This window comes from Mesorhizobium sp. WSM4840, from assembly GCF_055811755.1.
The window spans coordinates 132,729-150,826 of sequence record NZ_JBVVQD010000002.1 but is presented as its reverse complement, the minus strand read 5'-3'; the positions used below and the strand labels follow the sequence as shown (position 1 = coordinate 150,826).

The window sequence follows — 18,098 nt, the reverse complement described above, 5'->3', positions numbered from 1 at the left end:
GGGCGCCGGCGCCCGGGCGCCGGGGCGTGGGCGGCCCCCGCGCGCCCCCCCCCCCGCCCCCCCCCCCCCCCCCCCCCCCCCCCCCCCCCCCCCCCCCCCCCCCCGTCCGGTCACGCCCGAAGTGGCGCGTCCGGCCAAGCCGACCAAGGGCGAAGAAGATCGCCGCCGCGGCAAGCTGACGCTGAATGCCGCACTTTCCGATGAGGATGCGCGAGCGCGTTCGCTGTCGTCGATGCGTCGGCGCCAGGAGAAATTCAAGCGCGCGCTGCATAATGAACCGCGCGAGAAAGTCATGCGCGAAGTGATACTGCCCGAAACCATCACCATCCAGGAGCTGGCGCAGCGCATGTCCGAGCGCGCCGTCGATGTGGTCAAGTTCTTCATGAAACAGGGCCAGATCCTGAAGCCAGGCGACGTCATCGACGCCGACACGGCCGAGCTGGTCGCCACCGAATTCGGCCACACGGTTCGCCGCGTCGCCGAGTCCGACATCGAGGAAGGCCTGTTCAACATCGCCGATCGTCCCGAAGATCTCGAGCCGCGTCCGCCGGTGGTGACCATCATGGGCCATGTCGATCACGGCAAGACGTCGCTGCTCGATGCCATCCGCAATGCCAATGTCGTGTCCGGCGAGGCCGGCGGCATCACCCAGCATATCGGCGCCTATCAGGTCGAGAAGAACGGTCATAAGATCACCTTCATCGACACGCCCGGCCACGCCGCCTTCACGGCGATGCGCGCCCGCGGCGCCCAGGCGACCGACATCGCCATCCTCGTGGTGGCGGCCGACGACAGCGTGATGCCGCAGACGATCGAATCGATCAGCCATGCCAAGGCGGCCGGCGTTCCGATCATTGTGGCGATCAACAAGATCGACAAGCATGATGCCGACCCGCAGAAGGTGCGTTCGGAACTGCTGCGCCACGAAGTCTTCGTCGAATCGATGGGCGGCGAGGTGCTGGACGTCGAAGTGTCGGCGACCAAGGGTACCAATCTCGACAAGCTGCTCGAAGCGATCCTGCTGCAGGCCGAAATCCTCGACCTGAAGGCCAATCCGGACCGCACCGCCGAGGGCGTCGTCATCGAAGCCCAGCTCGACAAGGGCCGCGGCCCCGTCGCCACCGTGCTGGTCCAGACCGGCACCCTGATGCCTGGCGATATCCTCGTTGCCGGCAACGAATGGGGCCGGGTGCGCGCGCTGGTCAACGACCGCGGCGGGCAGATCAAGGAAGCGCCGCCGGCGATGCCGGTCGAGGTGCTCGGTCTGCAGGGAACCCCACAGGCCGGCGACCGCTTCGCCGTGGTCAACAACGAAGCCCGCGCCCGCGAGATCACCGAATACCGCCAGCGTCTGGCGCGTGAGAAGGCGGTGGCCAAGCATGCCGGCCAGCGTGGCTCGCTCGAACAGATGATGTCGCAACTGCAGACGAGCGGGCTGAAGGAATTCCCGCTGGTCATCAAGGGCGACGTGCAGGGCTCGATCGAGGCGATCAGCGCGGCCCTGGACAAGCTCGGCACCGACGAGGTGCGTGCGCGCATCGTCCATGCGGGCGCCGGCGGCATCACCGAAAGCGATGTGTCGCTGGCGGAAACCTCGGGTGCCGCGATCATCGGCTTCAACGTCCGCGCCAATGTGCAGGCGCGTGCTGCTGCCGCGGCGGCAGGCATCGAGATCCGCTACTACTCGATCATCTACAACCTCGTGGATGACGTGAAGGCGGCGCTCTCCGGCCTGCTTTCGCCGGAGCGTCGCGAGACCTTCATCGGCAATGCGGAGATCCTCGAGATCTTCGACATCACCAAGGTCGGCAAGATCGCCGGCTGCCGTGTCACCGAAGGCAAGGTCGAGCGCGGTGCGGGCGTTCGCCTGATCCGCGACAACGTCGTCATCCACGAAGGCACGCTGAAGACCCTGAAGCGCTTCAAGGACGAAGTCGCGGAAGTCCCGGGCGGCCAGGAATGCGGCATGGCCTTCCAGAACTACGAAGACATGCGCGTCGGCGACGTCATCGAGTGCTTCCGCGTCGAGATGGTGACCAGGACGCTCTGAGTTTCGAGCAACTTGAGTTCGAGCATCTACTGAGACCGGCGGTGGTCGAAAGGCTGCCGCCCAAAGCATATGAGACATGCGGCGCGGTCCCATCCCGTGCCTCACGATTTCAGGATAGAGAAAAATGCCCCGTTCAACCACGTCAGGTCCATCCCAGCGCATGCTTCGCGTCGGCGAGCAGGTGCGCCATGCGCTGTCGGAAACCTTGCAACGCGGCGAGATCATCGATCCGCTGGTCGAGAACGCCGTGGTTTCGGTCTCGGAGGTGCGCATGTCGCCCGATCTGAAGATCGCCACCGCCTTCGTCTCGCCGCTCGGCGCTGGCGATGCCGATGCGGTGGTCGAAGCGCTCAACAAGCATGCGAAATTCATCCGCGGCCGCGTTTCCGGCGCGCTCCGGCAGATGAAGTACATGCCGGAATTCCGCTTCCGGCTCGACACCAGCTACGACAATTTCCAGAAGATCAACGAATTGTTGCACTCGCCCGAAGTGGCGCGCGATCTCGGCCCCGGCGACCAGAATAAACACAACGACAAGGACGAAGAATAGTGGCGCGTCGCGGCAAGAAGAAGGGCCGGCCGATCTCCGGCTGGCTGGTGCTGGACAAGCCCGTCGGCATGGGCTCGACCGAAGCCGTCTCCAAGATCAAATGGTTGTTCCAGGCGGAAAAGGCCGGCCATGCTGGCACGCTCGACCCGCTCGCTTCCGGCATGCTGCCGATTGCGCTCGGCGAAGCGACCAAGACCGTGCCCTATGTCCAGGATGGCGCCAAGGTCTACCGCTTCACGGTTGCCTGGGGTGAGGAGCGTTCGACCGATGACCTCGAAGGGCCGGTGACGAAAAGCTCCGACCAGCGTCCGGCAGAAGCCGATGTGCTTTTGCTGATGCCGAAATACACCGGCATCATCATGCAGACACCGCCGCAATTTTCGGCCATCAAGATCGCAGGCGAGCGCGCCTATGACCTTGCCCGCGACGGCGCGACGGTCGACATCCCGGCGCGGGAGGTCGAGATCGGCCGTCTCGACCTGATTGAGCACAGTGCGGATCGCACCATTTTCGAGGTCGAATGCGGTAAGGGCACCTATGTGCGCTCGCTGGCCCGCGACATGGGCCGCGACCTCGGCTGTTTCGGTCATATCGCCGAACTGCGCCGGATCGAGGTCGAGCCGTTCACGCAGGAAGACTTCGTCACCATCGCCGAGCTGGAAGCCGCTCGATTCGGCGAACAGGGCGATGAACGTTCGGATTCAGCGGACACGGTGCCGGTCGATTTCGACGCCATCGATGCGCTTCTGGTCGACACATCGGCCGCGCTCGACTGCCTGCCGCAAATCGCGATCAGCGACGACGCTGCAACAAAAATCCGCCTCGGCAATCCGGTCATCATCCGTGGCCGCGACGCGCCGGTGGAAGCCGAGGAAGCCTGCGCTACGGCGCGCGGCAAGCTGGTCGCCATCGGCGCCGTCGAACAAGGCATGTTCAAGCCGAAGCGGGTCTTTGCCGGGTGAGTCCCGTCGTCTAATCTCGATCAGACGTAACATCCGAGGGGCACATGGCAAAGGCCGAGACGATCAAGAAGCGGGCGCCGGTGACAGCGCGGCGGCCGCCGGTCGGCGCATCACCGGGCACGCTGATCGCCGACCCCGCGGCGCGGCGCAGCGAACTGCGACTGACGCTGATGTCGCCCGACAAATTCGAGACAATCGAAAATGCCAGCATCGACGACGTCAACGCTCATTGCGACACATGGCCGGTCATTTGGCTCGATTGTACCGGTCTCGCCAACATCCCGCTGATCGAGGAGATCGGCCGGATTTTCAGCCTGCATCCGCTGGCGCTGGAAGACGTCGTCAACACCGGCCAGCGGCCGAAGGTGGATTTCTTCGAGGACCATGCCTTCGTCGTCGTCAGGATGATCGACGATGTCACCGCGCATCGTTACGAGCAGATCGCGGTCTTCTTCGGCAGAAACTTCGTCGTCACCTTCCAGGAGCGCGAAGGCGATCCGTTCGATCCCGTGCGCAAGCGCATCGAAAGCTCAATGCCCAACCGGCTGCGCGCACGCGGCGCTGACTACCTCGCCTATGCGGTGATCGACGCCATCGTCGACAGCTATTTCCCGCCGATCGAGACTGCCGGCGAATTGGTCGACAGCATCGAGGATCAGATGCTGCGCGCGGCGGACAAGCACCAGATGCGGCGGCTTCACGAGTTGCGGCGCGACGCCAATGTGCTGAAGGGGGTGCTTTGGCCGATGCGCGATGCGCTGGCGACGCTGATCCGCAACGACGTGCCCTATGTGAAGCCCGAGACCAAGATCTTCCTCAACGACACGCTCGATCACTCGCTTCGGCTCATCGAACTGGTCGAAACCCAGCGCGACATGCTGACCGGTCTGATCGAGATGCATCTGTCGCTGAGCCAGGCGCGCACCAGCGATGTCATCAGCTATCTGACGATCGTCTCGGTGATCTTCATCCCGCTCACCTTTCTCGCTGGCGTGTGGGGCATGAACTTCGATCCCGAAACCTCGCCATGGAACATGCCGGAGCTGAAGGCCCAATACGGATATCCGGCGGCGCTCGTGTTCATGGCCGTTGTCGCGCTCGGGCTTGTTGCCTTCTTCAGATGGAAGAAATGGCTTTAGCCGAAGGGAAATCTTCGTTTGTGCAGGAAAAAGCCGGCTTGTGAATTGGGCTGGTGTTTTTGCCTGAATTGCACTATATGCGCCGCAGCATCGTGCAATGACACGTTGCTTGTACCGGCCCCTGCTGGACGACATCCCGGCCGAGGGCGTCCCGTTTCCTCAAACAGATAAGGAAAAACACGATGTCGATTACTGCCGAGCGCAAGAAGGAATTGATGGGTGAATTCGCAACCGCCAAGGGCGATACCGGGTCCCCGGAAGTCCAGGTGGCCATCCTTTCCGAGCGCATCAAGAACCTGACCGACCATTTCAAGGACCACAAGAAGGATAACCATTCCCGCCGTGGTCTGCTCGCTCTCGTCTCCCAGCGCCGCAGCCTGCTTGATTATCTCAAGCGCAAGGATGACGCGCGCTATCAGACGCTGATCGAGAAGCTCGGTCTGCGCCGTTGACGAATTGACCGGCGGGTTCTTTCGAGGGCCCGCCGGTCGCGCATTGGAGCAGGTCCATTGCTCTAATGAAGGAAGTAGAGCGCCGCGCATCGATCTGGACGCGCACATTAGGACGCTCTGAAACTTTGAATTTGCGCAAGGCATTTTCCGAGAGCCGCGGTTTTCGGGGTCATGCGCAAGGCCAGTCGGATCGATTGGCCAGACCCGGTTTCGAGATAGCACAGGGCCATTCGAAACCGCCCATGGACGGTCATGGGGCAGGATTGCAGGACGCTCGCCCGGCACCGCGCCGGATTTACCCGAGCTTCCCGTTGTCTTGCCCGTGGCTGCCCGAGAAACGAAGCCAAGGGAAAGGGGCACTCGCGCACGGTGAAACGGCGCGGCCCTTTCCGCATATGAAGGACAAGACATGTTCAATCACCACAAAGTGGAAATCGAATGGGGCGGCCGTCCGCTCATCCTCGAAACCGGCAAGATTGCGCGCCAGGCTGACGGCGCGGTGCTTGCCACCTACGGCGAAACCAAGGTTCTCGCCACCGTCGTTTCGATGAAGGAACCGAAGCCCGGCCTCGATTTCTTCCCGCTGACCGTCAACTATCAGGAAAAGACCTATGCCGCCGGCAAGATCCCGGGCGGCTATTTCAAGCGCGAAGGTCGTCCGAGCGAAAAGGAAACGCTGGTTTCCCGCCTTATCGACCGTCCGATCCGCCCGCTCTTCGCTGACGGTTACAAGAACGACACGCAGATCGTTGTCACCGTCGTCCAGCATGATCTCGAAAACGACCCGGACATCCTGTCGATCGTCGCCACCTCGGCGGCCTTGACGCTGTCCGGCGTTCCTTTCATGGGTCCGATCGGCGGCGCCCGCGTCGGTTACATCAACGGCGAATATGTGCTCAATCCGCATGTCGACGAGATGCAGGAATCCAAGCTTGACCTGATCGTCGCCGGCACCTCCGACGCCGTGCTGATGGTCGAGTCCGAAGCCAAGGAACTCGGCGAGGACCTGATGCTCGGCGCCGTTATGTTCGGCCATCGCGGCTTCCAGCCGGTGATCGACGCGATCATCAAGCTGGCCGAGGTCGCCGCCAAGGATCCGCGCGATTTCACCGCGCCGGACTATTCGGCGCTTGAAGCGGAGATGCTGAAGATCGTCGAAGGCGAGCTTCGCGATGCCTACAAGATCACCGACAAGCAGAAGCGCTATGCCGCCGTCGACGCCGTAAAGGCGAAGGTCAAGGCTGCGTTCGCACCCGCCGAAGGCGAGGAAGCAAAATACACGTCCGAACAGATCGGCACCGTGTTCAAGGAGCTCCAGGCCAAGGTCGTGCGCTGGAACATCCTCGACACCGGTTCGCGCATCGACGGCCGCGATCTGAAGACGGTCCGCAAGATCGTCTCCGAAGTCGGCGTCCTGCCGCGTACCCACGGCTCGGCGCTGTTCACCCGCGGCGAGACCCAGGCGCTGGTCGTCGCCACGCTCGGCACCGGCGAGGACGAGCAGTATGTCGATTCGCTGACTGGCATGTACAAGGAGAAGTTCCTCCTTCACTACAACTTCCCTCCCTATTCGGTCGGCGAAACCGGTCGCATGGGTTCGCCCGGCCGCCGCGAAATCGGTCACGGCAAGCTGGCCTGGCGCGCGATTCGCCCGATGCTGCCGACATCAGACCAGTTCCCCTACACGCTTCGCGTCGTCTCGGAGATCACCGAGTCTAACGGTTCGTCGTCGATGGCCACCGTCTGCGGCACCTCGCTGGCGCTGATGGATGCCGGTGTTCCGCTGGCCAAGCCGGTCGCCGGCATTGCCATGGGTCTCATCAAGGAAGGCGAGCGCTTCGCGGTGCTCTCCGACATTCTCGGCGACGAGGATCATCTCGGCGACATGGACTTCAAGGTTGCCGGCACCGCCAACGGCATCACCTCGCTGCAGATGGACATCAAGATCGAGGGCATCACCGAGGAGATCATGAAGATCGCGCTGGACCAGGCCAAGGACGGCCGCCAGCATATCCTCGGTGAAATGGGCCATGCGCTGTCCGGCGCGCGTGCCGAACTCGGCGAATTCGCGCCGCGCATCGAGGTCATGCACATCCCGACCGACAAGATCCGCGACGTGATCGGCTCGGGCGGCAAGGTCATCCGCGAGATCGTCGAAAAGACCGGCGCCAAGATCAACATCGAGGACGACGGCACGGTCAAGATCGCTTCGTCCAATGCCAAGGAGATCGAGGCGGCGAAGAAGTGGATCCACACCATCGTCGCCGAGCCGGAAGTCGGCGAAATCTACGAGGGCACGGTCGTCAAGACCGCCGACTTCGGCGCTTTCGTCAACTTCTTCGGTCCGCGTGACGGCCTCGTCCACATCTCGCAGCTCGCTACCGATCGCGTCGCCAAGACCTCCGACGTCGTCAAGGAAGGCGACAAGGTCTGGGTCAAGCTGATGGGCTTCGACGAACGCGGCAAGGTCCGCCTGTCGATGAAGGTCGTCGACCAGGCCACGGGCAAGGAAATCGTCCGCGACAAGAAGGCCGAAGGCGAAGAAGACGCCGCCTGAGCGATTTAGAGCGACGTGCGTCCAAAATGGACGCACATAGTACGCTCTAAGGCTTTGAATGTTCGCATCGTGCTTTCCGAAATCGATTCCGATTCGGGCCGATGCGAAGCGATACAATCGAAACGGGCGCGCCGACAGGTCGCGCCCGTTTTCATTTTCTAGACAAGCCAGCTGCATTTCGAGATCGAAGAATGTCCGCCGAGCCGCTGAAGACACTGTTCCATCCGTTCGAGGCCGAGGCTGTCTCCCTGCCGCGTAAGGGCGAGCGTGTCCTCTTTCTCGGCGCTGAACCGGGTTTCCCCCTGCCCGCAGGCTTCGATGCGGCACTGCATCTGGTGCAAGGCTTCCGCCCGCATTTTCGCACGCTGCAGGGGTCGGGCTTCACGGTCACGCCGCGGCTGGAAGGCGAAGGTTTCGATGCGGCCCTGGTGCTTGCCGGCCGTCATCGCGGGCGAAACGAATTGCGCATCGCTGAGGCGATTGAGCGTGTGAGGCCGGGCCGATCGATTATCGTCGCCGGCGCCAAGGACGATGGTATTGCCAGCCTGCGCAAGCGCATCGGCGAGCTTGTGCCGCTCGACGGCCATTTGCCGAAACATCACGGCATCGCTTTCTGGTTCCATCGACCTGCCGATGCTGCGGTCGCGGCAGCGCTTCGCGCCGCCAATCCAACCCTTCTGCTCGAGGCCCGGTTCCGCACCGCGCCAGGCATGTTCTCTTTCGACAAGATCGATACAGGTTCGAAATTGCTGGTCGACAATCTGCCCGGGGACCTGCGTGGCAGCGTTGCCGATTTCTGTGCCGGCTGGGGCTATGTGGCGGCCGAGGTCGCCGCCTGCTCACCTGGCATATCGGCGCTCGATCTCTACGAGGCCGAGTTCGATGCGCTGGAGGCGGCGAAAGGCAATATCGGCAATACAGCGGCGGAACCAGGTTTCTTCTGGATCGATCTTTTGAGCGAGCCGGTCGAGCGGCGCTATGACGCCATCGTCATGAACCCGCCCTTCCATCGCAGCCGGGCGGCCGAGCCGGAGATCGGTGCCGGCATGATCCGCGCCGCGGCAAAGGCGCTGAAGCCGGGTGGGCGGCTGTTCATGGTGGCGAACCGTCAGCTTCCCTACGAGCCGGTGCTGGCGGCCGCCTTCTCCAGCCATGCCGAGATCGCCCGCGACGGCATGTTCAAGGTTCTCGCGGCGCGCCGCTGAACGCGGAGTTCAGTGCAGATCGGCAAGGCGCCGTATCTATGGCCGCGCTCTTCGACCATCGTTCCAGTCTGCTTGCCGGCAAGGCCGTCGCATTTTTACGGGCCGAATTAATCTCGTACGTTGTCGGTCCGCTTCAGCTCGTCGAGCGCCGGCATCGAGACGATGTGGTAGCCGGAATCGACATAGTGGATTTCGCCGGTGACGCCTGACGACAGGTCGGACAGGAGGTAGACCGCGGAACCGCCGACTTCGTCGATGGTCACCGTACGGCGCAGCGGCGAGTTGCGCTGCTGGTAGGAAAACATGTGGCGTGCATCGGAAATCCCGGCGCCCGCCAATGTCCGCACCGGTCCCGCGGATATGCCGTTCACCCTAATGCCGCGCGGGCCGTAGTCGTTGGCGAGATAGCGGACGCTGGCTTCCAGCCCGGCCTTGGCGACGCCCATGACGTTGTAGTTCGGCATGACACGAACGGAACCGGCATAGGTCAGCGTGATCATCGAGCCGCTGTCCTTCATCAGCGCGGCGGCATGACGGGCGACCTCGGTGAAGGAGTAGCAGGAGATGACCATTGTGCGGACGAAATTATCGCGGCTGGTGTCGGCGTAAAGGCCCTTCAGCTCGTTCTTGTCGGAAAAGCCGATGGCGTGGACGACGAAGTCCAGCCCTCCCCAGGCCTCGCCCAAGGTCTCGAAGGTAGCGGCAACCGATGCGCTGTCCTCGACGTCGCAAGGCACGACCAGCGAGGAGCCGAGTTTGTCGGCAAGCGGCTTGACCCGGCGCCCAAAGGCTTCGCCCTGATAGGTGAAGGCGAGTTCTGCCCCATGTTCGGACAGTTTTCGGGCGATGCCCCAGGCGATCGAATGGTCGTTGGCGACACCCATGACAAGCCCACGCTTGCCTTTCATCAATCCGTCCATGGTCGGCAATCCTTATGCGGAATAGCGCTGGAAAATCAGCGTTGCGTTGGTGCCGCCGAAACCGAACGAGTTGGACAAAACGGTGTCGATCCTGGCATCGTCGATGCGCTCTCGCACGATGGGCATGCCCTCGAATTCCGGATCGAGCTGCTCGATGTGGGCGCTCTCGCCGATGAAGCCGCCTTGCATCATCAGGATCGAGTAGATCGATTCCTGCACGCCGGCCGCACCCAGCGAATGGCCGGTCAGTGATTTCGTCGAGGTGATGAAAGGCATCTTGTCGCCGAACACCTCGCGGATTGCGCCCATTTCCCTGGAGTCGCCGACCGGCGTCGAGGTGCCGTGCGTGTTGATGTAGTCGACCGGCGAAGAAACGGTCGCCAGCGCCTGCCGCATGCAGCGCACCGCGCCTTCGCCCGAGGGCGCCACCATGTCGTAGCCGTCGGAGGTCGCGCCATAGCCGACGACCTCGGCGTAGATCTTTGCGCCGCGCGCCTTGGCGTGCTCGAGCTCTTCCAGCACCAGCACTCCGGCGCCGCCGGCAATGACGAAGCCGTCACGATCGACGTCATAGGCGCGCGAGGCGGCCGATGCCCGGTCGTTGAACTTGGAGGACATGGCGCCCATCGCGTCGAACAGGTCCGACATCGTCCAGTCGAGATCCTCATGGCCGCCGGCAAAGACCATGTCCTGCTTGCCCCACTGGATCAGTTCGTAGCCATTGCCGATGCAATGGGCCGAGGTCGAGCAGGCCGAAGAGATCGAATAGTTGACGCCATGGATCTTGAACCAGGTTGCGAGCGTCGCCGAAGCGGTCGACGACATCGCCTTCGGCACCGCAAACGGACCAATGCGCTTGGGGCTGCCGTTTTTGAGCGTGGTTTCAGCGGCTTCGACGATGGTTCGGGTCGACGGTCCGCCCGATCCCATGACGATGCCGGTGCGCTCATTGGTGATGTCGTTCTCGCCCAGTCCAGCGTCCACGATAGCCTGGTCCATGGCGACATGGTTCCAGGCCGCGCCTTGCGACAGGAAGCGCATGGCGCGACGATCGATCAGCGCGGAAGGGTCGAGCGTCGGCGCCCCCCAGACCTGGCAGCGGAAGCCGTGTTCGGCGAAGGAATCGGAGAAGCTGATGCCGGATCTGGCATCGTGGAGCGAGGCCTGCACCTCGTTGGCATTGTTGCCGATCGACGACACGATACCGAGGCCCGTCACTACGACCCGTCTCATTCGCAACTCCTTCCAGCGCATGAACCCGAAACCTGTCGGACCAGGATCATGCGCAAATTAAAGTTCTACAGCTTCCTTGCGCGTCCCGCGGACTCGCGGCGCTGTGAAGGCGCCGGTTAGGCGGCGGCCGATTGCTTGGACAGACCCACCTTGAGATCCGTTGCTGCGTATATGGGTTCGCCATCCGCCTTCAGCCAGCCATCGGCGATTCCAAGCACCAGCCGGCCGCGCATCACGCGCTTGAAGTCTACGCCATATTCCACCTTCTTGACCGACGGCGTCACCATGCCTTTGAATTTCACTTCGCCGGTCGACAGTGCCATGCCCTTGCCCGGCTCGCCGAGCCAGCCGAGATAGAAGCCCGTCAGTTGCCACATGGCGTCGAGGCCCAGGCACCCCGGCATGATCGGATTGCCGATGAAATGGCAGGCGAAAAACCACAGGTCCGGCTTGATGTCGAATTCGGCGCGGATGAAGCCCTTGTCGAAGGCACCGCCCGTCTCGCTGATTTCGGTGATGCGATCGAACATCAGCATCGGCGGATAGGGGAGCTGGGCGTTTCCAGGTCCGAACAGCTCGCCGCGGGCGCAGGCAAGCAGTTCCTCGTAATCGTAGCTGGATTTCGAAACCGCCATCAATCTCCGTCCCCAATAATCGTCCGGGCGGTAGCGCGCCCTTGTCGTTGGTTTCCTAACACAATCTATTTCAGGCCGGAAACCGGCGTTTGCGCTTAACCCGCCCGTCTGCCTGGGTCAATGCGCGCTATTGATCGTATTCGGGCGACAGAATATATGTCGGGGGGTGTCCAGTTTCGGTCAATATTCGTTTTTTGCCATTCTGGGCATATCTTGAGGCGAAACTTTGAGCTTGGACGGATAGATGGATCTGGGCTGCCGGAAGGAAAATGTCTCTGTGGACAAGCGGGTTCGCGAAGCTGGCCTGAGGCCGACGCGTCAGCGCATTGCGCTGGCCGATCTGCTTTTTGCCAAAGGCGACCGCCATCTGTCGGCCGAGGAACTGCACGAGGAGGCGATCACCGCCGGCGTGCCGGTTTCGCTTGCCACCGTCTACAACGCTCTTCATCAATTCACCCAGGCGGGCCTTCTGCGCATCCTGGCAGTCGAGGGGTCGAAGACCTACTTCGACACCAACACCTCCGATCACCATCATTTCTACATTGAAGGCGAAAACAGGATCTTCGATATCCCCAGCGGTCCTGTCACGGTTTCCAACCTGCCGGAGCCGCCGGAAGGCATGGAGATCGCCAATGTCGACATCGTGGTGAGGCTGCGCCCCAAACGCTCCGATTGATCCGCGCTTCATAAGGCCGCGAGATACCGTCTCGCCTGTATCGGCCTCTAGACCGTGATTCCGACCGACAAGATGAGGTCAGTTCTTGACCCGTTCGCCCGGATAAGCGCCCCAGACAAGCGACTGGGCGAGCCAGCCGGTGTGGCCGTTGAAGGTCATCTCGCACCACTGGCCGTCACAGGACTTGATCGTGCCCATGGCGCCCGGCTCGATGATCGCGACGATGCTGGCATCCTTTTCCGGGTCGTCGAGAAGGTTGACTCGGGCATCTTTGCCCCGCTGCCAGGGAGCCACGATCGCCGTACGGCGGCCTGAAAGCAGCGACTGGTTGATCCAGCCTTCCGAGCCGTCGGCATCGCGCACACGACGCCAGGTGTCGAATTCCTGAATGATCTCCATCGGCAGGCCGGGCTTCATATACATCCAGTCGACGGAATAGTTGACGCCTGGTCCGACGCGGGAGTTGACGCGGCCCGCTTTCAGGCTGACGAAACGCGGCAGCGGCAGGCCGCTCGGGCCGAGCGTTGTGCTCTGGGCGGGTGCTGCCGCATTCTGTGCCGCCACATGCGAGGAATGAAGGAGAGCGCCGAGAAATGCTGCGCTGAGGGCCAGACGGAGCGACGCGAAACCAGACACTTTCATTCCTTTCGGCGCCGGCTCATCGGCCTTGGCGCCCCTTTTTCTTTGTCTTCGGCGGAACCTCTTGTTACATGAAGAACTGGCACCGCGACCGGCCCGCAGTTTCGCCTGTCTTGGTTAAAGAGGTCTCAACGAGGTCGGGTTCGAGGAAACAATGGTAGGCAGAAAAAGGCCCCTCGTCGTCATCACGCGCAAGCTGCCCGACCCGGTCGAGACCCGCATGCGTGAGCTGTTCGACGCCCGGCTGAATGTCGAAGACAGGCCGATGACGCAGCCGGAACTGGTCGCGGCGGTCAAGGAAGCCGACGTGCTGGTGCCGACCATAACCGATCAAATCGACGCGGCGCTGATCGCTCAGGCTGGCGACAACCTCAAGCTGATCGCCAATTTCGGTAACGGCGTCGACAAGATCGACGTGTCAGCAGCAGCGAAGAAGGGCATTACCGTCACCAATACGCCGAACGTGCTGACCGAAGATACGGCCGACATGACCATGGCGCTGATGCTGGCGGTGCCGCGGCGGCTTGCGGAAGGCGCCAATGTGCTGACCGGCGACAAGAAATGGGCCGGCTGGTCGCCAACCTGGATGCTCGGCCGGCGTATCTGGGGCAAACGCCTCGGCATTGTCGGCATGGGCCGCATCGGCACCGCTGTCGCCCGACGGGCCAAGGCCTTTGGCCTGTCGATCCACTATCACAACCGCCATCGCGTGCTGCCGGCAGTCGAGGACGAGCTGGAGGCGACCTACTGGGAGAGCCTCGACCAGATGCTTGCCCGCATGGACATCATATCGGTCAATTGTCCGTCGACGCCGGCGACCTTCCACCTGCTTTCGGCGCGGCGGCTGGCGCTTCTGCAACCGTCCGCTTACATCGTCAACACAGCGCGCGGCGACATCATCGACGAGGACTCTCTGGTCAAGCTGATCCAGGACGGCAAGATCGCCGGCGCCGGCCTCGATGTCTACGAGCATGAGCCGGCGCTGAACAGCAAATTGCTAAAGCTCGCCGCCAAGGGCAAGGTCGTGTTGTTGCCGCACATGGGGTCGGCGACGCTCGAAGGCCGGATCGACATGGGCGAGAAGGTGATCATCAACATCCGCGCCTTCTTCGATGGCCACCGTCCACCGGATCGCGTACTGCCACTGCGGACGTGATGCCATCTTAAGTTAGCGTAGGCTTACGAGATCACCTTGCGCATGGTAATCGAGGTCGGACGGTCATTGCCCTTGTGCGCTGTCCGTTCCGTTTCGCGAAAGCCGAGCCGGGCAAAGGCCGCGTGATTCCCAGTCAGTTCGATCCGCGTCTGAAGCTCGATCGCAGGCTTGCTGCGGTTGCGGGCGAGATCCTCGACAGCTTGCTTCAGCTGCCTGGCAATGCCCTGTCCCTGAAAGTCCGGTTCGACCGCGAGCTTTCCGATGTAATGCATGTCGCGCAAAAGTGTGCAGCGGTTTTGCGATAACGACATGCATAAAACAACAACCTAAAGCGCGTCGCATGAGGCCGGTCAAACGCGACGCGCTTTAGAAATCGTTGGCCCGCTCCAGAACAAAAACGCAGCCGACGGTCCTGCCGTCCTTCAGCGCCGCAAAGCCCGCCTCTTGCCGGGCCTTGTCCCGGAGATTTTCGACCGTGAGCCGATGCGCCGAGGATGGCGGAGCGATGACACCGTCCATAGCGGCGAAGGCGCGCATGATCAGCGCCAGCACCTCGTCCCAACGGTCGAAATCGGCCGGAAGCTGCTCGACGGAAACCAGGCTCAAGGTCTAGTTTCTCTTGTAGCGGATCGTGTCGAAGCGCGCTGTCAACGCATCGTAAAGCAGCAGCCGGCCGACCAGCGGCTCGCCAATGCCGGCGATCAGCTTGATCGCCTCCATAGCCTGCAGCGTGCCGACGACACCGGTCAGCACGCCGAGTACGCCGGCCACAGCGCAGGATGGCACCAGGCCGGGTGGCGGCGGTTCCGGAAAAAGATCGCGATAGCTTGGATTCGGCCTGCCGTCCGCGCCGGCTTCGAACGGTTTCAGCACGGTCACCGAGCCGTCGAAGCGGCCGACGGCGGCATGTACCAGCGGCCGCTTTTCCGCGGCGCAGGCGTCGGCCGCGGCATAACGTGTTTCGAAATTGTCGGAACCGTCGACGACGATGTCATAACGGGCGACGAGGGCAGGCGCGTTGTCCGCCTTCAGCCTGAGATTGTGCAGTTCCACGGCGACGTTGGGATTGATGCGGGCGATGGCCGCTTTGGCACTGTCGGTTTTCGCCATGCCGACAGTGTCGGTGCCGTGGATCACCTGTCTTTGCAGGTTCGACAGCGAGACGCTGTCGTCGTCGACGATGCCGAGTGTGCCGACGCCGGCTGCGGCAAGATATTCAAGCACCGGCGCTCCCAGGCCGCCGGCGCCGATGACCAGGACTCGAGCCCGCTTCAGTCGCTGCTGGCCGGCGCCGCCGATCTCGGGTAGCACGATGTGGCGGGCGTAGCGTTCGAGTTCTTCGTTAGTGAGCGCGGTGGTGATCATCGCCCGACCATATATGCATGTCGCGCAAAAGTGTGCAGCGGTTTTGCGATGACGACATGCATAAAACAACAACCTAAAGCGCGTCGCATGAGGCCGGTCGAACGCGACGCGCTTTAGCGGGAGAAAAACCTTGTCAGGCGCCAATGCAGGGCGCCAAAAAGCCTGCCCTCGGGCTCGGCCATCGGGGTGCGAAGCAGTTTTGGGATAACGATATCAAGGAAGTCAAATGGTTGGCCCGACCGTGCCGTGATCGACGGTCAGGAACTGCGCGCGTCCCTTGAGACTGGAAAACAGCGCCGCATCGGTCCCGGTCATGAAAGCCTGGCAATTCAGCTCTTCCAGGATCGAGAACAGCGCGGCGCGCCGGCCGCTGTCGAGATGGGCAGCGATCTCGTCGAGCAGCAGGATCGGCGTCATGCCCGACATCTCGCCGGTGAGCCGGGCATGCGACAAGACCATGCCGACCAGCAACGCCTTCTGCTCGCCGGTCGAACAGAGTTCGGCCGGCATCGCCTTGGGCCGGTGCCGCACCACGAGGTCCGAACGGTGCGGGCCGTCGAGCGTGCGCCCGGCGGCGCGGTCGCGATCGCGGCCTTCGGCAAGCGCTTGGCGGAACCGCTCCTCGACATCGACAGCCGCGGAGGTGCCGACTTCGCTTTCCAGCGCGCCGGACAGGCCGATGTCGGCTTGCGGAAACGGACCGGCGCTTGGCAGCCTGTCGATCATGGCGGCGAGCAGGCGCACCAGTTCGGCACGCGCCGCGGCAATCGCCACACCGGTTTCGGCCATTTGCGTCTCGATCGCATCGAACCAGGCGCCGTCACGCGAGCCTTCGGCGAGCAGCCGATTGCGGCCGCGCATCGCTTTTTCGTAGTCGAGCGCGCGCTGGCCGTGGCCGGGATCGATCGCCAGGACCTGCCTGTCGAGAAAGCGCCGGCGGTCTGCGGCCGGCCCGGTGAACAATGCATCCATCGGCGGTGTCAGCCAGACGACGCGCAGCCATTCCAGCATGTCCTCCGCCGAGCGCACTGCCGCGCCATTGATCCGCACCCGCCGGCCGCTCTCGCCGGCGGCATCGCCGCCTGCAATGCCGGTGCCGATCTCGACCGGTCCGTCCGGCCCATCGAGCCGGGCATGGATGGCAAAGCCGCCGTCGCCGCCTTCACGCGGCACGTCGGCATAAGGTGCACGGCGCAGGCCGCGACCCGGTGTCAGCAGGGAAATCGCTTCCAGCAGGTTGGTTTTGCCGGCGCCATTGTCGCCGGAAAAAACCACGGCGCCGGGGTCGAGGCCGATCGACAGCGTTGCGTAATTGCGGAAATTCGTAAGTGACAGCTTACTTATATGAGTCTGCTGATCGTGCTCAGGCTGCTTCGCAACTCCGGTCATGACAGCAAGATGGCCTCGTTCCGGCCTATACCCGCATCGGCATCAGCACGTAGAGCGTGGTTTCGTCGGCCATGTCGTGGATCAGCGTTGGCGAACCGGCGTCCGCCAGCATGAATTTTGCCTCAGTGCCGGTCAACTGGGCGGCGACGTCGAGCAGATATCTGGCGTTGAAGCCGATTTCGATCGCATCGGACGAATAGTCTGCGGCGAGTTCCTCGGTGGCGCTGCCCGAATCCGGATTGTTGACCGCAAGCGTGACCTGGCCTTCTCCAATCGAAAGCTTCACCGCCCGGCCGCGTTCGGACGAAATGGTCGAGACGCGGTCGACGGCGGCGGCGAAACTCTGGCGGTCGATGATCAGCTTCTTGTCGTTGCCGGTGGGGATGACCCGCTGATAGTCCGGGAAGGTGCCGTCGATCAGCTTCGAGGTCAAAACGACACTGCCGATGGTGAAACGGATCTTGGTGTCGGACAATTCGGTGGTCACGGCGACGTCCGGGTCGTCGACAAGCTTCTGCAGTTCGCTGACCGTCTTGCGCGGAATGATGATGCCCGGCATGCCTTCGGATCCTGCCGGCGCGTCGATCTCGGCGCGCGCCAGCCGATGGCCGTCGGTCGCTACCGAGCGCAGCTTCAGCTTGCCGTCGGCGTCATGCGTGTGCAGATAGATGCCGTTCAGGTAGTAGCGCGTCTCTTCGGTGGAGATGGCGAATTGGGTCTTCTCGATCAGGCCCTTGAGCGCGACCGAATCGAGCCGGAAGATATGCGAGAACGATCCGGCCGAAAGCTCCGGGAAATCGGATTGCGGCAGGCACTGGAGACGGAAGCTTGAGCGGCCCGAGGTCACCGTCATGGCGTTGCCGTCCTCGTCGGTCTTCAGCATGACCTCCGCGCCGTCGGCGAGCTTGCGCACGATGTCGTAGAGCAGATGCGCCGGAACCGTCGTCGCCCCGCCGCGCTCAACCTTGGCGGGCGTGGCTTCGGTCACCTCCAGATCGAGGTCGGTAGCCTTCATTTCGAGGGTGGCGCCTTCGGCGCTAAGCAGCACGTTCGAAAGGATCGGTATGGTGTTGCGCCGCTCGACCACGCGATGAACGTGGTTGAGCGACTTCAGGAGATTTGACCGTTCCAGGATAACACGCATGACGAAACAGGCTCGCTTGAATGAAT

General features: G+C 62.8%; 17 protein-coding genes and 1 pseudogene. 9 read left to right on the top strand and 9 right to left on the bottom strand.

All coding sequences use genetic code 11. From position 1 onward, the window contains the following. The 7 genes from infB to AC0L3I_RS04150 form a co-directional block, all read left to right on the top strand. Positions 1 to 2,050 (top strand): translation initiation factor IF-2 (infB, locus tag AC0L3I_RS04180; RefSeq protein ID WP_473526077.1); only part of this gene is annotated, 2,050 nt, incomplete at its 5' end. Between the two features lie 124 nt (positions 2,051 to 2,174). Continuing rightward, positions 2,175 to 2,600, top strand: coding sequence for a 30S ribosome-binding factor RbfA (gene rbfA / locus AC0L3I_RS04175; RefSeq protein WP_473483845.1), 426 nt, complete (start codon positions 2,175 to 2,177; stop codon positions 2,598 to 2,600). Next, the gene (gene truB, locus AC0L3I_RS04170) at positions 2,600 to 3,562 is read left to right on the top strand and encodes a tRNA pseudouridine(55) synthase TruB (protein WP_473483842.1); all 963 of its coding nucleotides are present in this window, start codon (positions 2,600 to 2,602) and stop codon (positions 3,560 to 3,562) included. The genes rbfA and truB overlap by 1 nt, the downstream gene beginning before the upstream one ends. Positions 3,563 to 3,606: 44 nt before the next feature. Then, positions 3,607 to 4,701, top strand: a complete 1,095-nt coding sequence (gene corA / locus AC0L3I_RS04165; protein WP_473483840.1) for a magnesium/cobalt transporter CorA — start codon at positions 3,607 to 3,609, stop codon at positions 4,699 to 4,701. Positions 4,702 to 4,868: 167 nt separating this feature from the next. Further along, positions 4,869 to 5,153: a 30S ribosomal protein S15 gene (gene rpsO / locus AC0L3I_RS04160; protein WP_407660271.1), complete on the top strand. Its 285-nt coding sequence runs from the start codon at positions 4,869 to 4,871 to the stop codon at positions 5,151 to 5,153. 409 nt (positions 5,154 to 5,562) lie between these two features. After that, complete coding sequence (gene pnp, locus AC0L3I_RS04155) at positions 5,563 to 7,710, top strand: polyribonucleotide nucleotidyltransferase (RefSeq protein ID WP_473483838.1); 2,148 nt, start codon at positions 5,563 to 5,565, stop codon at positions 7,708 to 7,710. Between the two features lie 191 nt (positions 7,711 to 7,901). Beyond that, positions 7,902 to 8,915 carry a class I SAM-dependent methyltransferase gene (locus AC0L3I_RS04150; RefSeq protein WP_473483836.1) on the top strand — a complete coding sequence of 338 codons (1,014 nt, stop codon included), beginning with the start codon at positions 7,902 to 7,904 and terminating at the stop codon, positions 8,913 to 8,915. 107 nt (positions 8,916 to 9,022) lie between these two features. Here AC0L3I_RS04150 and fabI read toward each other — a convergent pair whose 3' ends face one another. The 3 genes from fabI to fabA form a co-directional block, all read right to left on the bottom strand. Continuing rightward, positions 9,023 to 9,835, bottom strand: a complete 813-nt coding sequence (gene fabI, locus AC0L3I_RS04145; RefSeq protein ID WP_473526076.1) for an enoyl-ACP reductase FabI — start codon at positions 9,833 to 9,835, stop codon at positions 9,023 to 9,025. A gap of 12 nt (positions 9,836 to 9,847) precedes the next feature. Then, the gene (fabB, locus tag AC0L3I_RS04140) at positions 9,848 to 11,068 is read right to left on the bottom strand and encodes a beta-ketoacyl-ACP synthase I (protein WP_123147394.1); all 1,221 of its coding nucleotides are present in this window, start codon (positions 11,066 to 11,068) and stop codon (positions 9,848 to 9,850) included. Positions 11,069 to 11,184: 116 nt separating this feature from the next. Continuing rightward, positions 11,185 to 11,703 (bottom strand): 3-hydroxyacyl-[acyl-carrier-protein] dehydratase FabA, encoded by a 519-nt coding sequence (gene fabA / locus AC0L3I_RS04135; RefSeq protein ID WP_023802127.1) that lies wholly within the window; start codon positions 11,701 to 11,703, stop codon positions 11,185 to 11,187. A gap of 244 nt (positions 11,704 to 11,947) precedes the next feature. Here fabA and irrA point away from each other — a divergent pair, with 244 nt between their 5' ends. Next, on the top strand, positions 11,948 to 12,379 hold the full coding sequence (irrA, locus tag AC0L3I_RS04130; protein WP_473526075.1) for an iron response transcriptional regulator IrrA: 432 nt from the start codon (positions 11,948 to 11,950) through the stop codon (positions 12,377 to 12,379). 78 nt (positions 12,380 to 12,457) lie between these two features. Here irrA and AC0L3I_RS04125 read toward each other — a convergent pair whose 3' ends face one another. After that, positions 12,458 to 13,015: an SH3 domain-containing protein gene (locus tag AC0L3I_RS04125; protein ID WP_473526074.1), complete on the bottom strand. Its 558-nt coding sequence runs from the start codon at positions 13,013 to 13,015 to the stop codon at positions 12,458 to 12,460. 157 nt (positions 13,016 to 13,172) lie between these two features. Here AC0L3I_RS04125 and AC0L3I_RS04120 point away from each other — a divergent pair, with 157 nt between their 5' ends. After that, entirely contained in the window at positions 13,173 to 14,174 is a 1,002-nt protein-coding gene (locus AC0L3I_RS04120) for a 2-hydroxyacid dehydrogenase (RefSeq protein WP_123146526.1), read from the top strand. 23 nt (positions 14,175 to 14,197) lie between these two features. On the opposite strand, the pseudogene AC0L3I_RS04115 reads toward AC0L3I_RS04120, so the two are convergent. From AC0L3I_RS04115 to dnaN, 5 genes and pseudogenes are all read right to left on the bottom strand, one after another. Beyond that, positions 14,198 to 14,440 (bottom strand): annotated as a pseudogene (locus tag AC0L3I_RS04115) (GNAT family N-acetyltransferase); the annotation flags it as partial. A 100-nt stretch (positions 14,441 to 14,540) separates the two neighbouring features. Next, entirely contained in the window at positions 14,541 to 14,780 is a 240-nt protein-coding gene (locus tag AC0L3I_RS04110) for a hypothetical protein (protein WP_473526073.1), read from the bottom strand. Positions 14,781 to 14,783: 3 nt separating this feature from the next. Beyond that, positions 14,784 to 15,539, bottom strand: coding sequence for a molybdopterin-synthase adenylyltransferase MoeB (locus AC0L3I_RS04105; RefSeq protein WP_473526072.1), 756 nt, complete (start codon positions 15,537 to 15,539; stop codon positions 14,784 to 14,786). Between the two features lie 222 nt (positions 15,540 to 15,761). After that, entirely contained in the window at positions 15,762 to 16,928 is a 1,167-nt protein-coding gene (recF, locus tag AC0L3I_RS04100; protein WP_473526071.1) for a DNA replication/repair protein RecF, read from the bottom strand. A 25-nt stretch (positions 16,929 to 16,953) separates the two neighbouring features. Beyond that, positions 16,954 to 18,072: a DNA polymerase III subunit beta gene (gene dnaN, locus AC0L3I_RS04095; RefSeq protein ID WP_095493588.1), complete on the bottom strand. Its 1,119-nt coding sequence runs from the start codon at positions 18,070 to 18,072 to the stop codon at positions 16,954 to 16,956. Positions 18,073 to 18,098 lie beyond the last annotated feature (26 nt).

Coding starts and splice junctions, on each gene's coding strand:
- rbfA (WP_473483845.1), top strand. CDS start 2,175: ATGCCCCGTTCAACCACGTCAGGTCCATCCCAGCGCATGCTTCGCGTC.
- corA (WP_473483840.1), top strand. CDS start 3,607: ATGGCAAAGGCCGAGACGATCAAGAAGCGGGCGCCGGTGACAGCGCGG.
- pnp (WP_473483838.1), top strand. CDS start 5,563: ATGTTCAATCACCACAAAGTGGAAATCGAATGGGGCGGCCGTCCGCTC.
- AC0L3I_RS04150 (WP_473483836.1), top strand. CDS start 7,902: ATGTCCGCCGAGCCGCTGAAGACACTGTTCCATCCGTTCGAGGCCGAG.
- fabI (WP_473526076.1), bottom strand. CDS start 9,835: ATGGACGGATTGATGAAAGGCAAGCGTGGGCTTGTCATGGGTGTCGCC.
- fabB (WP_123147394.1), bottom strand. CDS start 11,068: ATGAGACGGGTCGTAGTGACGGGCCTCGGTATCGTGTCGTCGATCGGC.
- fabA (WP_023802127.1), bottom strand. CDS start 11,703: ATGGCGGTTTCGAAATCCAGCTACGATTACGAGGAACTGCTTGCCTGC.
- irrA (WP_473526075.1), top strand. CDS start 11,948: ATGGATCTGGGCTGCCGGAAGGAAAATGTCTCTGTGGACAAGCGGGTT.
- AC0L3I_RS04120 (WP_123146526.1), top strand. CDS start 13,173: ATGGTAGGCAGAAAAAGGCCCCTCGTCGTCATCACGCGCAAGCTGCCC.
- AC0L3I_RS04105 (WP_473526072.1), bottom strand. CDS start 15,539: ATGATCACCACCGCGCTCACTAACGAAGAACTCGAACGCTACGCCCGC.
- recF (WP_473526071.1), bottom strand. CDS start 16,928: ATGACCGGAGTTGCGAAGCAGCCTGAGCACGATCAGCAGACTCATATA.
- dnaN (WP_095493588.1), bottom strand. CDS start 18,072: ATGCGTGTTATCCTGGAACGGTCAAATCTCCTGAAGTCGCTCAACCAC.